20 protein-coding genes are annotated in these 19,479 nt (G+C 66.1%); 10 read left to right on the forward strand and 10 right to left on the reverse strand.

From position 1 onward, the window contains the following. Window positions 1–101: 101 nt before the first annotated feature. The 3 genes from ACQGNJ_RS15800 to rpoZ form a co-directional block, all read right to left on the reverse strand. Window positions 102–485, reverse strand: a complete 384-nt coding sequence (locus ACQGNJ_RS15800; RefSeq protein ID WP_426690206.1) for a Rid family detoxifying hydrolase — start codon at window positions 483–485, stop codon at window positions 102–104. A gap of 83 nt (window positions 486–568) precedes the next feature. Continuing rightward, window positions 569–2,734: a RelA/SpoT family protein gene (locus ACQGNJ_RS15805; RefSeq protein WP_426690207.1), complete on the reverse strand. Its 2,166-nt coding sequence runs from the start codon at window positions 2,732–2,734 to the stop codon at window positions 569–571. A gap of 141 nt (window positions 2,735–2,875) precedes the next feature. Next, window positions 2,876–3,166, reverse strand: coding sequence for a DNA-directed RNA polymerase subunit omega (gene rpoZ / locus ACQGNJ_RS15810; RefSeq protein WP_007509529.1), 291 nt, complete (start codon window positions 3,164–3,166; stop codon window positions 2,876–2,878). A 199-nt stretch (window positions 3,167–3,365) separates the two neighbouring features. Between rpoZ and ACQGNJ_RS15815 the strand changes: the two genes are divergently transcribed. Continuing rightward, a complete protein-coding gene (locus ACQGNJ_RS15815) occupies window positions 3,366–4,196 on the forward strand; it encodes an MlaA family lipoprotein (protein ID WP_426690208.1) in 831 nt (276 codons plus the stop codon). 109 nt (window positions 4,197–4,305) lie between these two features. Here the strand turns inward: ACQGNJ_RS15815 and ACQGNJ_RS15820 are convergent, their stop codons facing one another. The 7 genes from ACQGNJ_RS15820 to ACQGNJ_RS15850 form a co-directional block, all read right to left on the reverse strand. Continuing rightward, entirely contained in the window at window positions 4,306–4,614 is a 309-nt protein-coding gene (locus ACQGNJ_RS15820; protein ID WP_426690209.1) for an STAS domain-containing protein, read from the reverse strand. Then, the gene (locus tag ACQGNJ_RS15825; protein ID WP_426690210.1) at window positions 4,611–5,288 is read right to left on the reverse strand and encodes an MlaC/ttg2D family ABC transporter substrate-binding protein; all 678 of its coding nucleotides are present in this window, start codon (window positions 5,286–5,288) and stop codon (window positions 4,611–4,613) included. Before ACQGNJ_RS15825 ends, ACQGNJ_RS15820 begins: the two co-directional genes overlap by 4 nt. A 50-nt stretch (window positions 5,289–5,338) precedes the next feature. After that, window positions 5,339–6,190 (reverse strand): outer membrane lipid asymmetry maintenance protein MlaD, encoded by an 852-nt coding sequence (gene mlaD / locus ACQGNJ_RS15830; RefSeq protein ID WP_426690211.1) that lies wholly within the window; start codon window positions 6,188–6,190, stop codon window positions 5,339–5,341. Window positions 6,191–6,257: 67 nt separating this feature from the next. After that, complete coding sequence (gene mlaE / locus ACQGNJ_RS15835) at window positions 6,258–7,034, reverse strand: lipid asymmetry maintenance ABC transporter permease subunit MlaE (protein ID WP_426690212.1); 777 nt, start codon at window positions 7,032–7,034, stop codon at window positions 6,258–6,260. Then, on the reverse strand, window positions 7,031–7,867 hold the full coding sequence (locus ACQGNJ_RS15840; RefSeq protein WP_426690213.1) for an ABC transporter ATP-binding protein: 837 nt from the start codon (window positions 7,865–7,867) through the stop codon (window positions 7,031–7,033). The genes mlaE and ACQGNJ_RS15840 overlap by 4 nt, the downstream gene beginning before the upstream one ends. A gap of 72 nt (window positions 7,868–7,939) precedes the next feature. Continuing rightward, window positions 7,940–8,569: a guanylate kinase gene (gmk, locus tag ACQGNJ_RS15845; protein ID WP_426690214.1), complete on the reverse strand. Its 630-nt coding sequence runs from the start codon at window positions 8,567–8,569 to the stop codon at window positions 7,940–7,942. Next, window positions 8,566–9,429: a YicC/YloC family endoribonuclease gene (locus ACQGNJ_RS15850; RefSeq protein WP_426690215.1), complete on the reverse strand. Its 864-nt coding sequence runs from the start codon at window positions 9,427–9,429 to the stop codon at window positions 8,566–8,568. Before ACQGNJ_RS15850 ends, gmk begins: the two co-directional genes overlap by 4 nt. A gap of 92 nt (window positions 9,430–9,521) precedes the next feature. Here ACQGNJ_RS15850 and rph point away from each other — a divergent pair, with 92 nt between their 5' ends. From rph to cydB, 9 genes are all read left to right on the forward strand, one after another. Then, the gene (gene rph, locus ACQGNJ_RS15855; RefSeq protein WP_426690216.1) at window positions 9,522–10,253 is read left to right on the forward strand and encodes a ribonuclease PH; all 732 of its coding nucleotides are present in this window, start codon (window positions 9,522–9,524) and stop codon (window positions 10,251–10,253) included. Between the two features lie 5 nt (window positions 10,254–10,258). After that, window positions 10,259–10,858: an RdgB/HAM1 family non-canonical purine NTP pyrophosphatase gene (gene rdgB, locus ACQGNJ_RS15860; RefSeq protein ID WP_426690217.1), complete on the forward strand. Its 600-nt coding sequence runs from the start codon at window positions 10,259–10,261 to the stop codon at window positions 10,856–10,858. Continuing rightward, window positions 10,855–12,021 carry a radical SAM family heme chaperone HemW gene (hemW, locus tag ACQGNJ_RS15865; protein WP_426690218.1) on the forward strand — a complete coding sequence of 389 codons (1,167 nt, stop codon included), beginning with the start codon at window positions 10,855–10,857 and terminating at the stop codon, window positions 12,019–12,021. Before rdgB ends, hemW begins: the two co-directional genes overlap by 4 nt. A gap of 78 nt (window positions 12,022–12,099) precedes the next feature. Then, window positions 12,100–14,496 carry a DUF1631 family protein gene (locus ACQGNJ_RS15870; RefSeq protein WP_426690219.1) on the forward strand — a complete coding sequence of 799 codons (2,397 nt, stop codon included), beginning with the start codon at window positions 12,100–12,102 and terminating at the stop codon, window positions 14,494–14,496. Further along, window positions 14,493–14,840: a PilZ domain-containing protein gene (locus ACQGNJ_RS15875; protein ID WP_426690220.1), complete on the forward strand. Its 348-nt coding sequence runs from the start codon at window positions 14,493–14,495 to the stop codon at window positions 14,838–14,840. The genes ACQGNJ_RS15870 and ACQGNJ_RS15875 overlap by 4 nt, the downstream gene beginning before the upstream one ends. A 151-nt stretch (window positions 14,841–14,991) precedes the next feature. Continuing rightward, window positions 14,992–16,305: a Xaa-Pro dipeptidase gene (gene pepQ / locus ACQGNJ_RS15880; RefSeq protein WP_426690221.1), complete on the forward strand. Its 1,314-nt coding sequence runs from the start codon at window positions 14,992–14,994 to the stop codon at window positions 16,303–16,305. A 261-nt stretch (window positions 16,306–16,566) separates the two neighbouring features. Beyond that, a complete protein-coding gene (gene cydP, locus ACQGNJ_RS15885; RefSeq protein ID WP_426690222.1) occupies window positions 16,567–16,797 on the forward strand; it encodes a cytochrome oxidase putative small subunit CydP in 231 nt (76 codons plus the stop codon). Beyond that, window positions 16,794–18,350 (forward strand): cytochrome ubiquinol oxidase subunit I, encoded by a 1,557-nt coding sequence (locus tag ACQGNJ_RS15890; RefSeq protein WP_426690223.1) that lies wholly within the window; start codon window positions 16,794–16,796, stop codon window positions 18,348–18,350. The genes cydP and ACQGNJ_RS15890 overlap by 4 nt, the downstream gene beginning before the upstream one ends. Continuing rightward, entirely contained in the window at window positions 18,343–19,473 is a 1,131-nt protein-coding gene (gene cydB / locus ACQGNJ_RS15895) for a cytochrome d ubiquinol oxidase subunit II (RefSeq protein WP_426690224.1), read from the forward strand. Before ACQGNJ_RS15890 ends, cydB begins: the two co-directional genes overlap by 8 nt. Window positions 19,474–19,479 lie beyond the last annotated feature (6 nt).

Here is a 19,479-nt window from a genome sequence, read left to right on the forward strand (position 1 = left end):
GGCCATGAACTGCAAGCCTAACCGAGCATCCTCATCCACCGTAAGCCGGTTGGCGATAGGTGATGTCGGCGCGGGCCCTGCGTGCGGTCAGTCCATCCCGATCACGGCAGCACCATCACCGCGTCGACTTCGACCTGGGCCGCCTTCGGCAGGGCGGACACCTCGATGGTGGAACGTGCCGGATACGGCTGCTGGAAATATTCGGCCATTACCGCGTTCACCGCGGCAAAGTTCGCCAGGTCGGTGACGTAAATGCCGACGCGGACAACCTGCGCCAGCGAGCCACCTGCCGCGGCGGCCACCGCGGCGAGATTGTCGAATACCCGGCGGGTCTGCGCGGTGACGTCACCATCGACCAGCGCACCGGTGGCCGGATCGAGCGGAATCTGGCCGGAGAAATACACGGTATTGCCGGCACGCACGGCCTGCGAATAGGGGCCGATTGCGGCGGGCGCCTGCTCGGTGGAAATGATGCTGCGGGACATGGATGGCCTCGGGATTCGGGATTCGGGATTCGGGAAGATTACCGCGTCCACGCCCCGAACGAATCCCCATCCCCAATCCCGAATCACAAGGGATACCGATACGCCCCGCTGACCACGCCGGTGCGACGCACGCGACGGATCACGTCGGCGAGATGCTTGCGACTCTTCACTTCCATGGCGAACAGCAACGTGGCTGCCGCGGCGTCACGTTCGACGTATTCCACGTTCTCGATATTCGAATCGGCCGCAGCGATCGCGGCGGCCACCGTCGCCAGCACGCCGGGACGATTGATCACCTCGATGCGCAGCTCGGCCCGGTAGTCGCCCTGCACGTCGCGGTCCCATTCGATCGCCACGCGGCGTTCGGGCGACTTGCTCAATTCGAACACGTTGGGGCATTCCTCGCGATGCACCACGATACCCTTGCCCGAGGACAGGTAACCGATGATGTCGTCGCCCGGCAACGGATGGCAGCAATTGGCGAAGCTGAGCACGCCGCGCTCGGCACCGGTGATGCGGATCTTTTCCTGCGTGTGCACCGGCAGCTGCGGCTTGCCGGCCTTCTTCCCGCGCGACGCAAGCAACTGGCTGGCCACCAGGTCCGGCATCCGGTTGCCCAGCGCGATATCGGACAGCAACTCTTCCAGCCGCTTCAGCTTGGAGGTCTCCAGGAAGCGGTCGAGCACCGCCGGCGGAATGCCGTCCAGGCTGCTGCCCTGCGCATCCAGCGCGCGATCGAGCATGCGGTGACCGAAGTCGACCGCGTCTTCGTGCTGCAGATGCTTCAGATACTGGCGAATCGCCGCGCGTGCCTTGCCGGTCACCACCACTTCCAGCCAGGCCGGATTGGGCACCGCCGACGGCGCGGTGATGATCTCCACCAGTTGGCCCGACTCCAGTCGCGTACGCAGCGGCAACAGCCGCTTGTCGACCCGCGCGGCCACGGCGTGGTCGCCCACGTCGGTATGCACGGCGTAGGCGAAATCAAGCGCGGTGGCGTTGCGCGGCAACGACAGGATGTCACCGCGCGGAGTGAACAAATAGACCTCGTCGGGGAACAGGTCGATCTTGACGTTCTCGATGAACTCCGATGACGACACGGTATGGGCCGAGCTGTCGGCCAGCGAGGACAACCATTCGCGCGCACGCGCCTGCGCGCTGTTGGCCGGACCACTCTCGGTCTTGTAGGCCCAATGCGCCGCAACGCCGCTTTCGGCCACCGAATCCATCTCGGCGGTGCGGATCTGCACCTCGATCGGCGCGCCGAACGGACCCAGCAGCACCGTATGCAGGGACTGGTAGCCATTCGCCTTGGGAATCGCGATGAAGTCCTTGAAACGCTTGTCGACCGGCTTGTACAGCGCATGCACCATGCCGAGCGCCATGTAGCAGCTCATCGCGCTGTCGACCACCACGCGAAAGCCATAGACGTCCATCAGCTGGGCGAAACTCTTGTGCTCGTCATGCATCTTCGAATAGATGCTCCACGGCGACTTGATCCGTCCCACTACCAGCGCCGGCAGGTGGTCGACCTGCAGCCGCGCGGTGAGCGCCGCCTCGATCTTGCCCATCGCCTCGCGCCGGTTGCCCAGCGCCGCGCGGATGCGCTCGCTGATCACCCGGTAGCGATCCGGATACAGCGCATGAAAGCCCAGGTCCTGCAGCTCGGCCTTGAACTTGTTCATGCCGAGGCGTTGCGCGATCGGCGCGTAGATCTCCAGCGTTTCGCGCGCAATGCGCCGACGCGAGGAGCCGTCCTTGGCACCCAGCGTGCGCATGTTGTGCAGGCGGTCGGAAAGCTTGATCAGGATGACGCGGATGTCGCGCGCCATCGCCAGCAGCATCTTGCGGAAACTTTCCGCATCGGCTTCCTGGCGGGTGCCGAAACGCATCTTGTCCAGCTTGGTGACGCCGTCGACCAGCTCGGCCACCACCTCGCCGAACTCGCCGGCGATGTCCTCGCGGCTCAGCGCGGTGTCCTCCAGCGTGTCGTGCAGGATCGCCGCGATGATCGTCTCGGCATCCAGCCCCAGTTCGGCCAGAATGCCCGCCACCGCCACCGGATGGGTGATGTAGGGTTCGCCGCTCTTGCGCTCCTGTCCGGCATGCGCCTGCGCGCCAATCTGGAAGGCACGCAGCACGCGCTCCACCTGCGCTTCAGGCAGGTAGTTGATGCGTTCCTTCAGGGCCAGCGCATACGGAGGCAGCGCGGACAGATCGACCGTGGCGGTATGGGTGGCCGCAGTCATGATTGCCGGCGCCTGCTCAGGCGCCTGTCTCGATCAGGGCGAGCACGATCAAGGCGAGGCTTGCGGCTACCGGACGTGCACGGTTGACGGCGGCGAAAACGCCGGCACCAACTGCGCATGTGCTACAGCAGCCGCCATCCATCAGTCGTCGCCACCCTTGGAGAGGTCGTCGTCGACTTCTGCAGCAGCCCATTCCAGCGCTTCGCGCTCGGCGCGCTCGCGCTCGGCCTTGTCGATCTGGTCGATCGTGGCCTGGTCGATGCGGCGGGCGGCAATCTCGCGCAGCGCCAGCACGGTCGGCTTGTCGTGATCAGGATTGACGGCTGGCTCGGCACCCTTTTCCAGCTGGCGTGCACGCTTGGTCGCCATCAATACCAGCTCGAAACGGTTGTCGACTACCTCGAGGCAGTCTTCCACGGTAATACGGGCCATGCGAATTCCTTAGGGAAATAGTGACTTATATGGTTCATCAGTGTAGTTGAGCAGGTGCTTTGCTGGCAATGCACACGACGCGTATCATGGCGGGCTGGCCACGGATCGGTGCGCGCTGGACGAAAGCATGCCGAAAGCCGTGCAAGATACAAAACCAGACAGTACACTTAACTGTCCCCCGACGCGAACCCCTGCACCGATGCCTTCCTCGCTTCGCTCTTCCCTGCTTGGCCGCTGGTTGCCCGTGCTGGCGATCGCCCTGCTGGCTGGCTGCACGATCGCCAAGCCACGCACGGACGATCCGCTGGAGAAGTACAACCGCGGCGCCTACAAATTCAACGATGCGCTCGACAAGGCGGTGATCCGTCCGGTCGCACTGGGTTATCGCAAGGTCACCAACCCGCCGGTGCGTCGCTCCTTCAGCGACTTCTTCACCAACATCCGGATGCCGGTCACCGTTGCCAACGATCTGCTGCAGGCACGCCCGAAGCAGGCACTGCAGAGCACCGGGCGGTTCCTGGTCAACCTGACCCTGGGCATCGGCGGCTTCTTCGACCCTGCCAGCCAGCTCGGCCTGCCGCTGGAAGACAACGACTTCGGCGTCACCCTGGCCCGCTGGGGCGCGCCGGAAGGCGATTACCTGATGCTGCCGTTCCTGGGCCCGAGCACCGTGCGCGACATCTGGCAGCGCCCGGTGGACGGATATTTCTTCGACCCGCTTACCCTGTTCGCGAACAACCATCACTACAACGGCCTGCAATACATGCCGCAGATGATGTATCTGGTGACGATCCGTTCGCGCGCGATCGACGCGGAGGGTTTCCTGCAGTCCGCTTACGATCCCTATGTGTTCATCCGCGACGCCTATCGACAGCAGCGGCTGTACAAGATCTATGACGGCAATCCGCCACTGGAGATCATTCAACAGATGCAGGGCCTGGACGAAAAGAATTTCGATCCCGAGGAATTGCTCGACCAGCAGCATCAGTGGGAAAACAAGCATCCGGGCGATACCAACCAGAAGCAGTGAGCCGACGGATGATCGGCTGAACGGGTCCGGGCCCGCGCCGATCAGGCCACAAAAAAAGGGCCGCAAGGGCCCTTTTTTTGTGGTGTCGGTTTTGTCGCTTCCGAAACTCTCAGGCGATCAACTGATCGACCTCGCAGACCTGCGCGAGTGTCTGCATGCCCGAGGGTATGTGCACGACTTCCAGCACCTGTCCGCGCCTGCCAGCGCCCGCCAGCACCGCCAGCACGCAGGCCAGGCCGGCGCTGTCGGCGCGGCTGACCCGCGCCAGGTCGAGGCGCTGGATGCGGGTGTCGCCGAGGGCCGACTGGATTGCCTCCAGGGCCGCCGACGCCGTGTCGAAACTCAGCTCGCCAGCGACCACCAGGGTCGCCGGCACGGCGGTGTCCAGCTGAAATCGTGAAGTGCCGGCGTCGGTCACGACTTGTCCTTGTTGTCCTTGGCCATCGTCTCCAATGCCTTCTCGCCCTGGGTCTCCAGGTTGGTGATCAACTGGTCGATGCCGACCTTGCGGATTTCCGCATCCACCTGGTTGCGATAGTTGGTGACATAGGAGATGCCTTCGATGATCACGTCGTAGGCCTTCCAGTCGCCATTGCGCCCCTTGCGGAAGGCGTAGTCGATCGACACCAGCTTGCCGTCGTCCAGCACCACCTGGGTGCGTACCACGGTGCGCTTGTCGTTGAGGTCGCCCTTGAACGGCAGCACCTTGACCCGGCCACGAGTGTAGTTGAGCAGGCCTTCGGCATAGCGATGGGTAATCGAGTTGTAGAAGGCCTTGGCGAAGCGTTCACGCTGGCTTGGAGTGGCTTCGCGGGCGTGCTGGCCGAGCACCAGGATCGAGGCGTAGTCCAGGTCGAAGTGCGGCAGGAAAACCTCATCGATGACGCTGATCAGCTTTTCCTGGTTCTTCTTCAGCTCGTCGCGATGGCCGTCGATCGCCGAAGCGAGCTGGTCGGCGATGGTTTGCACGACTTGCGCCGGGGCCGGCTGAACGGTGTCCGCGGCGGCGGGCGCCGGCGCCTGGCCGAACACGGGGGCGGCGACAACGGCTCCGAAAGCGATCGCGGTGGCAACAGCCAGTCTGCGCAACATGGGTAACTCCTCAGGCGGTACCGGCTCGTCGAGCCGAGGGGAATGGCGGTCTATTTGCTGCCGTTGCCGGCATCTTTCTTGTCACCGGGCGAACCATTGACCAGGAACTTGCCGATAAGGTCCTCCAACTGCATCGCAGACTGGGTGAGGATCATCTCGTCACCGTCCTTGAGCGCATCGGGGGAACCGCCCGGCTGGATCGCAACATACTGGGTGCCGATCAAACCGCTGGTGAACACCGCAGCGGCTGAATCGTCGGGAATGGCGTTGTAGCGCTTGTCGATCGCCAGCACGACCTGTGCATTCAGCTTGACCGGATCGGCATGCACCGACTGCACGCTGCCGATCACCACACCGGCCATCTTCACCGGCGCGCCGACCGAGAGGGAACCGACATTGGTGAAGTCCGCCTTCACCGCATAGCTGCCACCGACGTTGTCGACCACGTTGCCGGCGCCGAAGAACTTGCCGAGCATCGCCTCCAGCGGCTCGGTCGACTTGGTCCGCGCCAGCGTGCCACCGGCCGCCACGGCCTGCTTCGCGCTGCCGTATTCGATCCCCACGTACTGGTCGCCCAGCAGGCCGCTGGTGAAGATCGTCGCCACCGAATCCTGCGGAATGTGGTTGTAGCTCTTGTCGATCGACAGCGTCACGTCGGCCACGTCGTGATCGGCCTTCAGCGTGATCGACTGCACCTGGCCCACCCGCACGCCGGCGATCTTCACCGGTGCCCGTTCCTTCAGCTGGCCGATGTTGGTGAACTGCGCCTGGACCGCATAGCTGTCGCCCTGATGGACGTTGGCCACCGAACTGGTCTGGGTGGCCAGGTAGGCCAGCGCGGCAAAGCCCAGCACGATGAACAGACCGGTGCCGACGGCGTAGGAACTTCTGGGTTGGCTCACGGCACGATCCTCAATGAAAGATGACTCGTTGAACGATGGGAAATTGCGTTATTGGTCATGGCGGCAGTCACATCAGGAAGGCGGTGAGCACGAAGTCCAGCGCGAGGATCGCGATGGAGGAGGCCACCACGGTACGCGTGGTGGCGTAGGCCACGCCCTCGCTGGTCGGCTCGGTGGTGAAGCCCTGGAACACCGCGATCAGCGACACCACCGCTCCGAACGCCAGGCTCTTCAGCAGCACGCCATTGACGATATCGGTGTGCACGTCGACCTGCGCGGTCATGTTCGACCAGAACGTGCCGTTGTCGATGCCCAGCCAGGTGACACCGACCAGATGCCCGCCGAACACCGCCATCGCGCAGAACACGCAGCACAGCAACGGCATCGCGATCAGCCCGGCCAGGAAGCGCGGGGTGGCGACGTAGGCGATCGGGTCCACCGCCATCATCTCCATCGCGGAGATCTGGTCGGTGGCGCGCATCAGGCCGATCTCGGCGGTGATCGCGGTACCGGCGCGGCCGGCGAACAGCAACGCGGTCACCACCGGCCCCAGTTCGCGATACACCGACAGCGCCACCACCATGCCACTGGCCGAGGTGCCGCCGAAGATCGACAGCACGTGGTACAGCTGCAGCATCAGCACCATGCCGACGAACAGGCCGCAGACCATGATGATGGTCAGGCTCATCGCGCCGACGAACCACAACTGGCGGATCGTCTCGCGCACGTAGCGGAAGCTGCGCGGAATCGCCGCCAGCAAGGTCAGCAGGAACAGGCCGCAGTTGCCGATCTGGGTCAGCGACTGGGTCACCACGTTGTTGCCGTGCGGCGCGTGCTGGTTCATTGCTTGCCCCCGGCAAAGCCCAGTTCGGTGGCGTAGTCACCCGCCGGATAGCGGAACGGTATCGGGCCGTCCGCCTCGCCGCCGAAGAACTGGCGGGTCCACGGCGAACCATCGCTGGCGATGGTCTTCGGATCACCCTGCGCCACCACCTTGCCGCCGGACAACAGCATCACGTGATCGGCAATCTGCTCCACTGCAGCCAGCTCGTGCGAGACCAGCACGCTGGTGATGCCGAGCGTGCGATTGAGGGTGAGGATCAGCTTCAGCACCTGGTTCAGCGCCACCGGATCGAGCCCCACGAAAGGTTCGTCGTAGAGGATCAGCATGGGGTCGAACACGATCGCGCGCGCCAGCGCGACCCGCCGCGCCATGCCGCCGGACAGCTCGTTCGGCATCAGGCGGGCGGCGCCGCGCAGGCCCACCGCCTGCAATTTCATCAGCACCAGATTGCGGACCAGAACCTCCGGCAGGCGGGTGTGCTGGCGCAGTGGAAACGCCACGTTCTCGAACACGTCGAAATCGGTCAGCAGGGCCGAATTCTGGAACAGGTAACCCACCCCTTCGCGCATCTTGTACAGCTGTTCGCGCGACATGCCGGCCACGTTTTCGCCGTTGACCAGGATGCTGCCGGCGTCGGCGTGCATCTGGCCGGTGATGTGCTTGAGCAGGGTCGTCTTGCCGGTGCCGCTGGGGCCCATGATCGAGGTGATCTTGCCGCGCGGGATGTCCATGTCCAGCGCGTCGAAGATGACCTTGCCGTTGAGTACCGTGGTCAGGCCACGGATCCGCACCAGGGTGGAGTCATCGGATGTGGCGCTGACGGGATCGGTCATGGGCAGCAAATGGCGGAAAAGGACGGACAAAGGTAGCCCAAGCGCGCCGCGAAGGCCATGCGAACGCGCGGATCAGCCGCCAGGGGCGAGCAACTCGGCAATCAGCGCCTCGTGCCGCTGCCACTGCAGCGCGCTGCGCAGGCGCACCGCCCGCACGATCGCCTGCAGGTCGGCCAGCGCATCGTCGAACACGTCGTTGACCAGGATGTAGTCGAAATCGTGGGCGTGCGCGATCTCGCCGCGCGAATTGCGCAAACGGCGTTCGATCACTTCGGCGCTGTCCGAGCCCCGCCCACGCAGGCGCCGTTCAAGCTCGGTCCGCGACGGCGGCAGAATGAACACGCTGACGCAATCGGGCTTGCTGCGGCGGATCTGCTCGGCACCCTGCCAGTCGATTTCCAGCAGGACATCGCGCCCCTGCGCCAGCAGTTCCTGCACGGTGGTACGCGAAGTGCCGTAGAGATTGCCGTGCACCTCGGCGTGTTCGAGAAAAATGCCCTCGGCGATCTCGCGCTCGAACTCGGCACGCTCGACGAAGTAGTAGTGCCGTCCGTAGGTCTCGCCGACCCGTGGCGGGCGCGTGGTGTGCGACACCGACAGCGAGATCGCCGGCTCACGCTCCAGCAACGCATTGACCAGGGTGGACTTGCCCGCACCCGACGGCGCAGCGACCACAAACAAGGTGCCTGCTTCGATGCTCATTCGATGTTCTGCACCTGTTCGCGCATCTGCTCGATCAGCACCTTCAACTCCACCGCGGCATTGGTGCTGCGCGCGTCGACCGATTTGGAGCCCAGCGTATTCGCCTCGCGGTTGAACTCCTGCATCAGGAAATCCAGCCGGCGACCGACCGGCTCCGTCAGGCCGAGCACGCGGCGGGTCTCGTCGATATGGGTGCTGAGCCGGTCCAGTTCCTCGTCGACGTCGGTGCGGGTGATCTGCAGCACCAGTTCCTGTTCCAGCCGGCCCGGCTCGACCGGCTGCTTCAAGTCGGCCAGACGAGTCTCCAGCCGGGTGCGCAGCGCGGCGCGGATCTCCGGCATCCAGCCGCGCACCTCGTCGACCACCCGCTCGATCGCATCGAGCTTGTCGCGCAGGATCTGGCCGAGCTTCTCGCCCTCGCGTTCACGCGTGGCGGTGAGCGCGTCGAGCGCGCGGTCCAGAACATCGAACAAGGCCGCCTGTTGCGCTTCCGGATCGGTTTCGGCCTGCTGCATCACGCCGGGAAAACGCAGCAGCTCGGTGAATTGCACCTGCATCCCCGGAAATCGCGCGATCATGTCCAGGCTCAACTCGGACAGACGAGTCAACAGCGCGGTGTTGATTTGCAGCGATTCGCTGCGCGAATCGCTGCCGGTCCGGCGCACGGTGAGGTCCAGCTTGCCGCGCGACAGTTTCGCCGCCACCCGTTCGCGCAACTGCGATTCGAACGCGCGCAGGTCGTCCGGCAGCCGCGGGCTCAGCTCCAGGTAACGGTGGTTGACCGTGCGCAGCTCGCAGCCGAGCGTACCGGCGGGGCCAGTGGTTTCGGCGCTGGCATAAGCCGTCATGCTGCGGATCATCGGCGCCTTCCGGGCGTGGGGGAAAGGACGCAATGGTAAACTCTCCGATCCCTGCTTGCCCAATCCGGCCAAGCGACGTCAGGAATCACCCCATGAACCCCGTCACCCGCCCCAGTGGCCGCACCAGCGACCAGCTGCGTACCGTCAGCATCGAACGCCACTACACCCGCCACGCCGAAGGGTCGGTGCTGGTGAGCTTCGGCGACACCCGCGTGCTGTGCACCGCCAGCATCGAGGACCGCGCGCCGGCCTGGCTGCGCGGCAAGGGCGAGGGCTGGATCACCGCCGAATACGGCATGCTGCCGCGCGCCACCCACACCCGCATGCAGCGCGAAGCCGCGCGCGGCGGCCAGGGCGGTCGCACCATGGAAATCCAGCGGCTGATCGGCCGCAGCCTGCGAGCCTGCATCAATCGGCAGGCGCTGGGCGAGCGCGTGATCACGCTGGACTGCGACGTGCTGCAGGCCGATGGCGGCACGCGCACCGCGGCGATCACCGGTGCCTATGTGGCCCTGGTCGATGCGGTGAACCTGCTGATGAAGCGCGAGAACCTCAAGCGCAACCCGGTGGTCGGCGCGATCGCCGCGGTCTCGGTCGGCATCTACCAGGGCGTGCCCGTGCTCGACCTCGATTACGCCGAGGATTCGGACTGCGACACCGACATGAATGTGGTGATGAACGACGGTGGTGGCTTCATCGAGGTGCAGGGCACCGCCGAAGGCCACGCCTTCCGTCGCGACGAGATGGACGCCATGCTGGCGCTGGCCGAGAAAGGCATCGGCGAACTGGTGGCCGCACAGCGCGCGGCGTTGGCGCAGGGCTGAGCACGATGTCGCGCATCGTGCTGGCCAGCAGCAACCCGGGCAAGCTGAAGGAATTCGGCGCGCTGCTGGCCGACAGCGGCCTCGAAGTCGTGCCCCAGGCCAGCCTCGGCATCACCGACGCCGAGGAAACCGGCCTCACCTTCGTCGAGAACGCCCTGCTCAAGGCGCGCCACGCGGCGCAGGCCAGTGGCCTGCCCGCGCTGGCCGACGACTCGGGTCTGTGCGTGGATCATCTCGATGGCGCGCCGGGCTTGTATTCGGCGCGCTACAGCGGCGGCCACGGCGACGCCGCGGCGAACAACGCCAAGCTGCTGCGCGCACTCGACGCTGTGCCCACACCACGGCGCGGCGCGTTCTTCATCTGCGTACTGGTGCTGCTGCAGCATGCCGATGACCCGGCCCCGCTGATCGCCGAAGGCCGCTGGCACGGGCGCATCCTCACCGAAGGCCGCGGCAGCGGCGGCTTCGGCTACAACCCGGTATTTCTGCCCGAAGGCTACGAGCAAAGCGTGGCTGAAATGGACGATGCATTGAAGAACCGCCTCAGTCATCGTGGCCAGGCACTGGCGAAACTGCACGACCGGCTGCGCGAATTTCGCCCGTGAGCCTAGTCGCACCGCCGCTGTCGCTGTACGTGCACATGCCGTGGTGCGTGAAGAAGTGCCCGTACTGCGACTTCAATTCGCACGGCCTGCGCAGCGAGCCACCGCCGTATGCCGACTACATCGATCAGCTGCTGGCCGATCTGGATGCCGATCGCCGCGACTTCGCCGAGGCTCTCGGCGATCGGCCGGTGATCAGCATCTTCTTCGGCGGCGGCACGCCGAGCCTGTTCTCGCCCGAGCTGATCGCGCGCCTGCTCGATGGCGTGCGCGAACGCCTGCCGCTGGCCAATGACGTCGAGATCACCCTCGAGACCAACCCCGGCACGGTCGAGCACGGCCGTTTCGATGGCTACCTCGCCGCCGGGGTCAACCGCATCTCGTTCGGCGTGCAGAGTTTCGACGACGACAAACTGCGCCGTCTCGGTCGCATCCATTCCGCCGGCGAGGCGGCAGCGGCGGTGAAGTCCGCGCAGGACGCCGGTTACGCCAACATCAATCTCGACCTGATGTACGCGCTGCCGCAACAGCAGCTGGACGGTGCGCTGGCCGATGTCGAGCGCGCGATCGCACTGGCGCCCAGCCACATCTCGCATTACCAGCTCACCCTGGAACCGAACACCGCATTCGCCGCCAACCCGCCGCCGCTGCCCGACGACGACCACGCCTGGGCGATGCAGGAAGCCTGCGAGGCCCGTCTCGCCGCGGCCGGCTACGGCCAGTTCGAGATCTCGGCGTATGCCCGGCCGGAGCGACGCTGCGTGCACAACCTCAATTATTGGCAGTTCGGCGACTACCTGGGCATCGGCGCCGGCGCCCACGGCAAGCTCAGCAACGCAGCCAGCGGCCAGGTGCACCGGCGCTGGAAAACCCGCGGCCCGCGCGCGTACATGGAGGCCGCCGGCGGCGCGGGTCGGGTCGGCGGCGACAGCGTGGTCGGCGCCGGCGAGCTGCCGTTCGAATACATGCTCAACGCGCTGCGCCTGATCGACGGCGTGCCAATGGCGGCCTTCACCGAGCGCACCGGGCTGCCGCCGGAGCGGATCGCCGCGGCGATCGCCTCGGCGCGTCAGCGCGGCTGGCTGCACGACGAGCCGACCCGGCTGCACACCACCGCGCTCGGCCAGCGCTTCCTGAATGACGTTATCAGCAGCTTCCTCGACTGAGACGCCATCGGCGCCGGATGGCATAGCCACGGCAACCAGCATAGACTTGCCACTCCGGGGGAATACACAGGCACTTGCATGGATGTCGGACACGATCGACGTCACCCATTTGCGTCGCATCAGGGCGGCAGGATAGGCGGTGCGCGCTGGCCGGCGCGCACGCAGCGCCTGCTCGAGACCAGCTACACGCTGTGCGTCGAAGGCCTGCAGGAACCTCTGCGCCGCTGCCTCGGCGAGTTCGAGAAACAGCTGTTCGCACTGGCCGAGCGCGCCCACAATGCCGCCGTGCAGCAAGACTGCTTTGCCAGCCGGCAGCGCGTGCTGCAGGATCGCGCGGCCTTCAGCCAGCGTTTCATGGAACGCCTGGGCGCCAGTTTCGACCAGGTCGGCCAGTCCGACGCGCCGCAAGCCGAGCCCGCCCGCGAGCTCAAACCCTGGCAGTCGCTGGAACTGGTCGACCCCGGCGAGCAGGAAGTGTCGATGACCCTCGATCAGCTCGGTGCCCGTGGCGAGGTACGCCACAGCAGTGCGCTGCACGAGCTCGGTTACCGGCTGGCCGTACTGATCGCTGCGCCGCCGCTGGAGGGCCCGGCGCTGCCGATCGGGCCCTATGCGCTGGCGCAGATCTGCCATGCCGCCAGTGCCGAACTCGAGCTGCCGCTGAAGCACCAGCTGCTGCTGTTGCAGCATTTCGACCAGTGGGTGATCCAGCCGCTGGGCCCGCTGTACGACAACATCAATGCCCAGTTCAAGGCCGACGGGATTCTGCCGCAGCTGCGCAGCATCCAGATTCCGCGCCATATCGGCAAACGGTCGCGACCGGCCGCCAGCACCAGTGAAGCCGCCGAAGCCGGCAACGAACCGGCGACAGCCGCGACACCCGCGGGGAATGCCGGCGGCGCGCATGCCTCCGGCGCGCCGATCGAGGTGCTGGAGTCCCTGCGTGATCTGTTGGCCCAGCAGCGCGCGGGCCAGAGTGGCCTGGCCGGCAGTTCCAGCGCGCGCGCGGCCAGCGAGGATGAGCTGCAATCCGCGCTCGGCGCGCTGCAGCAGCACCTCGCCCAGGTCACCGACCAGGCCAGCCGCGAGCTGCGCAGTGCCGCGCGCCTGCGCGAGGAGCTGGTTGCCCAGCTCAATTTCGGCAAACCCAGCGGCGCACCGCGCACGCAACTCAGCGATGAACAAGGCGACACGGTGGAACTGGTCGCGCGGCTGTTCGAACAGCTCGGCCACCAGTTGCAGCAGGGCGGCAACGCCAGCAACCTGCTGACCGACCTGCAATTGCCGGTGCTGCGCATGGCCGTGGCCGACCACGGCTTCTTCGAAAAGCGCGAGCATCCGGCGCGCCGGCTGCTCGACACGGTCACCGCCGCGGCGAACGACTGGCTCGACGGCAGCGACGACGAGAGCAACCGGCCACTGGCCAACAAGCTCGAGCAGCTGGTCAGCCGCGCCAACCAGGAACCGCCCAGCGCCGGTCTCTACACCACCTTGCTGGCCGACATCGAACATCACCTGGCCTTGCTGACCCGCAAGGCGCAAGCCGCCGAACGACGTCACGTCGAAGCCGCGCAAGGCCGCGAGCGACTGGACCAGGCCCGCCGCCGTGCCGGCGAACTGATGGCCGAACGCTTCGCGCAGTCACCACCGCGTGGCCTGTTGCGCGCCCTGCTCGACCGCGCCTGGTCGGACGTGCTGGCCTTGACCCTGCTGCGGCATGGCGAGGAAAGCAGCGCATTCAACGCCCAGCTGAAAATCACCGACCAGTTGCTCGGCCGGCTGCCGGTGAACGACCGGCTGGCGTTGCAGACAGAAGTCGAGAATGGCCTGCAGCAGATCGGCATGCACGCCGAGGAAGCGGTGCAGGTGGCCCAGCGCCTGCTCGGCGCCGGCACGCCCGATCCGTCAGTGGAGCTTCCCAGCGCCACCGATCTGGCGCTGCGCCTGAAGCAGCACCAGCGCCTGGGCGAACAGCAGTCCGGCCATGAGCGGGCGGCGAGTCCACTTGCAACTCCACCGGTACCCGCTGCCGCCGCGACGCCGCGCAAGAGCGCAGCAGCACAGGATCGCCCCGTGCCGGCTGCAGCCACAGCCGCGGCGTCCCCTGCGGCCGTGGCTGCCCCCAAGGCAGCCGCGGTCGATCCGCGCGAACGCCGGATCGAACAACATCTGAAGGAACTGCCGTTTGGCAGCTGGTTCGAGTTCATCGATCCGGCCAGCGGGCAGATCTCCCGGCGCAAGCTGGCCTGGTATTCGCCGATGTCCGGCCGCTGCCTGCTGGTCAGCCGCCGCGGCCAGCGCGGCGAGGAAATGAGCCTGGCGCAACTGGCGCACGAAGTGGCCAGCGGTCGCGTCTGCGAGGTGCCGGCCCAACCCGAGACCCTGCTTGATCGCGCCTGGCGCAGCCTCACCGGCAGCCTGCGCCAACCGGCCGATCCACGTCGTCCGTCAACGCCGGAGATCGCCCGTCGATGAGCACCAGCAACCAGCGTCGCGCCGAGCGCAAACGCGCATCCGTCAACGCGATGGTCACCGACGTGATCAGCGGCCTGCCGCTCGGCCACCTCGGCAACCTGTCCAGCACCGGCATGTTGCTGATCATCGCGCAGGCACCGCGCAGCGAAGCGCTGTACCAGGTCAGCATGACCCTGCCCGGTTCGGGCCGGATGCTGACGCAGTCGCAGCCGATCGAAGTCGGTATCCAGGAACAGTGGCACGAACCGGCGGCAAGTTCCGGGCAGATCTGGGCCGGCTATCGCATCGTGGCGATCACCGACAGCGACGCCGCGCGACTGGAGTCTTGGCTGGCGCAGGCCTGAGCGCGAACTGGAAGTCGTGACGCTCCAGCGTCATCATGGTGCCCTGCCCCACCCACCCCCAGTTCATCACGGGCTGTTCCGAAGCTGCGCGCAGGCCGTTGCCGTCCGCGCGCCGGCGGCGGAAGCACGGCCCGCCGTCGCAGGAGTTCGCATGCTTGATCAACTTGCCTCACTGTATCCGCAGCACCTTGCCAGCGTGCGCGAACGTGCCGACCGTGCACTGGCACTCGCCGGCTTCGATCACCTGCTGGTGGCCGCCGGCACGCCGCTGCGCAAGTTCCTCGACGATCAGGATTACCCGTTCATCGCCAATCCGCAGTTCCGGCACTGGCTGCCGCTGGCTGACGCACCCGGCAGCTGGATCGTCTGCACCCCGGGCAGCAGACCCAGGCTGATCTTCGTGCAACCGCATGACTACTGGCATGTCGTGCCCGAGGCTCCGCACGGCTACTGGGTCGAGCACTTCGACATCAGCATCGTGAGCAGCGCCGTGGAAGCCATCGCGCAACTGCCCGGCGGCCATTGCGCGGTACTGGCAGCCGAGCCGCTGACCGATGGCATCGCGGTGAACAACCCGCCACCGGTGCTCGACTACCTGCACTGGCATCGCTCCTGCAAGACGCCGTACGAACTGGCGCTGATGCGCGAGGCCAGTCGCATCGGCACGCGTGCGCACCGCGCGGCCGAGGCTGCGTTCCGCGCCGGGGAAAGCGAGTTCGGCATCCACCTGGCGTATCTCGCCGCCGCACGGCAGATCGACGCCGAGCTGCCGTATGCCAGCATCGTGGCGCTCAACGAGCACGGCGCGGTGTTGCACTACACGCATTTCGATCGCGCACCGCCAGTGCAGAGCCGTTCGTTCCTGATCGACGCCGGCGCCAGCGCCGCCGGCTACGCCAGCGACATCACCCGCACCCATGCCGCGCCGCAGGCAGCGGAGTTCCAGGCGCTGATCGACAGCGTCGACCTCGCGCAGCAGGGATTCGTTACGCAGGTGCGTGCCGGCCAGAGTTACGCCGAACTGCACCTGCACGCCCATCAGGTGCTGGCCGGCGTGCTGCGCGAGCACGGCTTCATCCGCATGAGCGCGGAAAGTGCGGTGGAGTCCGGCGTCAGCAGCGCGTTTTTCCCGCACGGCCTGGGCCACCCGATCGGCCTGCAGGTGCACGACGTAGCCGGTTTCCAGCAGAGCGAACGCGGCGGCGTGATCGCTCGTCCGGACGGCCATCCGTATCTGCGCATGACCCGCGTACTGGAGCCCGGCATGGTGGTGACGATCGAACCGGGCCTGTATTTCATCGACATGCTGCTGGCTGAACTGCGCGACAAGCCGTTCGCTGGCGACATCGACTGGACGAAGGTCGACCACTTCCGCCAGTACGGCGGCATCCGCATCGAGGACGACGTGGTGTGCACCGACGATGCGCCGGAAAACCTCACGCGCGACGCCTTCGCACTGAGCTGAGCTGAGCCGCCACACTGACTGTTCGGTTCTGCATGGTTCCAGGGCCGAGAGGCTGTCGTGTGCCTTCGGGGGGCGATCGACCGCGCTGCACTTGAGCTTTCGCTTCAAGAGAAAGCGCTCCCTGCGCAGAGGATCGAACGCTGCGCTCTTCAGCCTGCAGAATGGAGCGGAGCCGGCAAGGCGCTGCTGCGACATTCGTCCACACCGTGTCAACGCCCACCCGGCGTATGCTGGTGGACAGGTAATGCAGGGGTTGGTGGCATGTCCCGTTCCGCCGTTTCCAGCGCTCCACCCGAACGCCTGAAGACGCAGCCACGCCCGCTGCGACGACTGACGCTTGAGCTGTTCGGTGTCGTCGCGCTGAAGATCGCGGCGCTCACGCTGATCTGGTGGGTGGTGTTTGTGCCGCAGCCAAAACCCGATGTCAGCCCGGGGGCCATCGCGCAGCGGCTGGCCCCCGCTGTCCCCGCGCCAACGGAAGCCCATCCATGATCCTCATCGACGCCGATGTCGTCACGCTGTCGCGCCTGCAGTTCGCGCTGACCGCGCTGTACCACTTCCTGTTCGTACCGCTGACGCTGGGCCTGGTCTGGATGCTGGCGATCATGGAAAGCGTCTACGTGATGACCGGGCGCGAGGTATGGAAGCGCATGGTGCAATTCTGGGGCGTGCTGTTCGGCATCAACTTCGCGATGGGCGTGGCCACCGGCGTGACCATGGAGTTCCAGTTCGGCATGAACTGGGCGTATTACTCGCACTATGTGGGCGACATCTTCGGCGCGCCGCTGGCGATCGAGGGGCTGATGGCGTTTTTCCTCGAAGCCACCCTGGTCGGCGTGTTCTTCATGGGCTGGGATCGCATCTCGCGGATCAAGCACCTGCTGGTGACCTGGTTCCTGGCGCTGGGCACCAGCCTGTCGGCGCTGTGGATCCTGGTGGCGAACGCCTGGATGCAGCATCCGGTGGGTTCCGAATTCAATCCGGAAACCATGCGCATGGAGGTCACTTCGTTTTCCGAGGTGTTCTTCAATCCGGTGGCGCAGGACAAGTTCGTGCACACGGTGAGCGCCGGCTATGTGCTGGGCGCGATGTTCGTGCTGTCGATCAGCGCCTGGTACCTGCTGCGCGGGCGCAACGTGGATTTCGCCAGGCGCTCGATGACGGTGGCGGCGAGTTTCGGGCTGGCCGCGTCGCTGTCGGTGGTGGTGCTGGGCGATGCCTCGGGCTACACCGTGTCGCTTAACCAGAAGATGAAGATGGCGGCGATCGAGGCCATGTGGCACACCGAGCCGGCACCCGCCCCGTTCACCCTGATCGGCATTCCCGACGTGCAGCAGCGCACCACCCACTACGCGGTGAAGATTCCCTGGGTGATGGGCTTGATCGGCACCCATTCGATCGATGAAACCATGCCGGGCATCGCCGAACTGGTGGACGCGGCCAAGGGCCGCATCGGCAACGGCATCCACGCCTACGACGCGATGCTGATGCTGCGCCAGGACAAGAACAATGCGCAGGCGAAGGCCACGCTGGCTGCCCACGACAAGGATCTCGGTTATGCGCTGCTGCTGAAGAAATACGTCGACGATCCGCGCCAGGCCACCCCGGCGGACATCCAGAAGGCGGCCGACTCCACGATACCGGACGTGCCGGTGCTGTTCTGGGCATTCCGCATCATGGTCGGTTGCGGCTTCTACTTCATCGCGCTGTTCGCCTTCTCGTTCTGGAAGGCCAGCAAGCGCCAGCTGGACAGCCAGCGCTGGTATCTGCGGCTGGCCCTGTGGAGCCTGCCGCTGCCATGGGTCGCCATCGAACTGGGCTGGATCGTGGCCGAATACGGGCGCCAGCCATGGGCGATCGAGGGCGTGCTGCCGACCGCGCTGGGCGTGTCATCGGTCAGCAGCGGCCAGGTGTTGACCTCGCTCGGCGGCTTCATCTTTTTCTACACCGCGCTGGCCGTGGTCGACGTGTTCCTGATGCTGAAGTTCACCCGCAAGGGGCCGGACGGCCTGGGCATCTGGCCGCAGGAAGAGCCGCATGTTTGATTACGCCACGCTGCGGGTGATCTGGTGGGCCCTGCTGGGCACGTTGCTGATCGGCTTCGCGATCATGGACGGCTTCGATTTCGGCGTGGCCGGGTTGCTGAAGGTGCTGGGCAGGGACAACGAGGAACGGCAGGTCCTGCTGGAGGGCATCGAGCCGACCTGGGAGGGCAACCAGGTGTGGTTCATCCTGGCCGGCGGCGCGACCTTCGCGGCCTGGCCGATGCTCTATGCGGCGTCGTTCTCCGGCATGTATTTCGCCATCGCGCTGGTGCTGCTGGCGCTGATCCTGCGCCCGGTCGGCTTCAACTTCCGCGGCAAGATCCATGATCCACGCTGGGCTTCGCTGTGGGACTGGGTCCTCAGCGGTTCCGGCCTGGTGGTGATGCTGGTGGCCGGGGTGGCCTTCGGCAACCTGTTCCTGGGCCTGCCGTTCCGTTTCGACGGCGACCTGCGGATGAGCTGGCAAGGCGGCTTCTTCGACCTGCTGCACCCGTTTGCACTGCTGTGCGGACTGGTCTCGCTGGGCATGCTGCTCGCCCACGGCGCCTGCTTCGCCGCACTGAAGGCCGATCAAGCGATTGCCGAGCGCGCGGTGACGGTGGCGCGCTGGACGACGCTGCTGTTCGCCGTGTTCTATGTACTGGCGGGGGTCTGGCTGGCCTGGGGCGTTCCCGGTTATGCCATCGCCGGCCCGGTGGTCACGGATGGACCGGCCAATCCGCTGTTCAAGCAGGTCGCCGTGGGTGGCAGCTGGTTTGCGGGCTACATGCAATATCCGTGGTTCTGGGGCGCGCCGCTGCTGGCGCTGGCCTCGGCGGTGGGTGTGCAGGCGCTGATCGGCCGGCGCAGCGTGGCCGGCTTCATCGCCAGCAGCCTGATGGTCGGCAGCACGATCGCCTCGGCCGGCTTTGCCTTGTTTCCGTTCCTGCTGCCCTCCAGCCTGGACCCGCGTTCCAGCCTCACCGTGTGGGATGCCTCGTCCAGCCGCGGCACCTTGCAGTTGATGCTGCTGGCCACCGCGTTGCTGCTGCCCATCGTGATTCTCTATACCAGCTGGGTCTATCGGGTGATGCGCGGCCGGGTGACCCTGGAACAGGTGCGCAAGGCGCACGGCGGCTATTGAAAGGAG

Source organism: Rhodanobacter ginsengiterrae, from assembly GCF_050026815.1.
GTDB classification, from domain to species: domain Bacteria; phylum Pseudomonadota; class Gammaproteobacteria; order Xanthomonadales; family Rhodanobacteraceae; genus Rhodanobacter; species Rhodanobacter ginsengiterrae.

Excerpts from the sequence above, each read along its gene's own strand:
- ACQGNJ_RS15800 (WP_426690206.1), bottom strand. The coding sequence starts at position 485 with ATGTCCCGCAGCATCATTTCCACCGAGCAGGCGCCCGCCGCAATCGGC.
- ACQGNJ_RS15805 (WP_426690207.1), bottom strand. The coding sequence starts at position 2,734 with ATGACTGCGGCCACCCATACCGCCACGGTCGATCTGTCCGCGCTGCCT.
- rpoZ (WP_007509529.1), bottom strand. The coding sequence starts at position 3,166 with ATGGCCCGTATTACCGTGGAAGACTGCCTCGAGGTAGTCGACAACCGT.
- ACQGNJ_RS15815 (WP_426690208.1), top strand. The coding sequence starts at position 3,366 with ATGCCTTCCTCGCTTCGCTCTTCCCTGCTTGGCCGCTGGTTGCCCGTG.
- ACQGNJ_RS15825 (WP_426690210.1), bottom strand. The coding sequence starts at position 5,288 with ATGTTGCGCAGACTGGCTGTTGCCACCGCGATCGCTTTCGGAGCCGTT.
- mlaE (WP_426690212.1), bottom strand. The coding sequence starts at position 7,034 with ATGAACCAGCACGCGCCGCACGGCAACAACGTGGTGACCCAGTCGCTG.
- ACQGNJ_RS15840 (WP_426690213.1), bottom strand. The coding sequence starts at position 7,867 with ATGACCGATCCCGTCAGCGCCACATCCGATGACTCCACCCTGGTGCGG.
- gmk (WP_426690214.1), bottom strand. The coding sequence starts at position 8,569 with ATGAGCATCGAAGCAGGCACCTTGTTTGTGGTCGCTGCGCCGTCGGGT.
- ACQGNJ_RS15850 (WP_426690215.1), bottom strand. The coding sequence starts at position 9,429 with ATGATCCGCAGCATGACGGCTTATGCCAGCGCCGAAACCACTGGCCCC.
- rph (WP_426690216.1), top strand. The coding sequence starts at position 9,522 with ATGAACCCCGTCACCCGCCCCAGTGGCCGCACCAGCGACCAGCTGCGT.
- rdgB (WP_426690217.1), top strand. The coding sequence starts at position 10,259 with ATGTCGCGCATCGTGCTGGCCAGCAGCAACCCGGGCAAGCTGAAGGAA.
- ACQGNJ_RS15870 (WP_426690219.1), top strand. The coding sequence starts at position 12,100 with ATGGATGTCGGACACGATCGACGTCACCCATTTGCGTCGCATCAGGGC.
- ACQGNJ_RS15875 (WP_426690220.1), top strand. The coding sequence starts at position 14,493 with ATGAGCACCAGCAACCAGCGTCGCGCCGAGCGCAAACGCGCATCCGTC.
- pepQ (WP_426690221.1), top strand. The coding sequence starts at position 14,992 with ATGCTTGATCAACTTGCCTCACTGTATCCGCAGCACCTTGCCAGCGTG.
- cydP (WP_426690222.1), top strand. The coding sequence starts at position 16,567 with ATGTCCCGTTCCGCCGTTTCCAGCGCTCCACCCGAACGCCTGAAGACG.
- ACQGNJ_RS15890 (WP_426690223.1), top strand. The coding sequence starts at position 16,794 with ATGATCCTCATCGACGCCGATGTCGTCACGCTGTCGCGCCTGCAGTTC.
- cydB (WP_426690224.1), top strand. The coding sequence starts at position 18,343 with ATGTTTGATTACGCCACGCTGCGGGTGATCTGGTGGGCCCTGCTGGGC.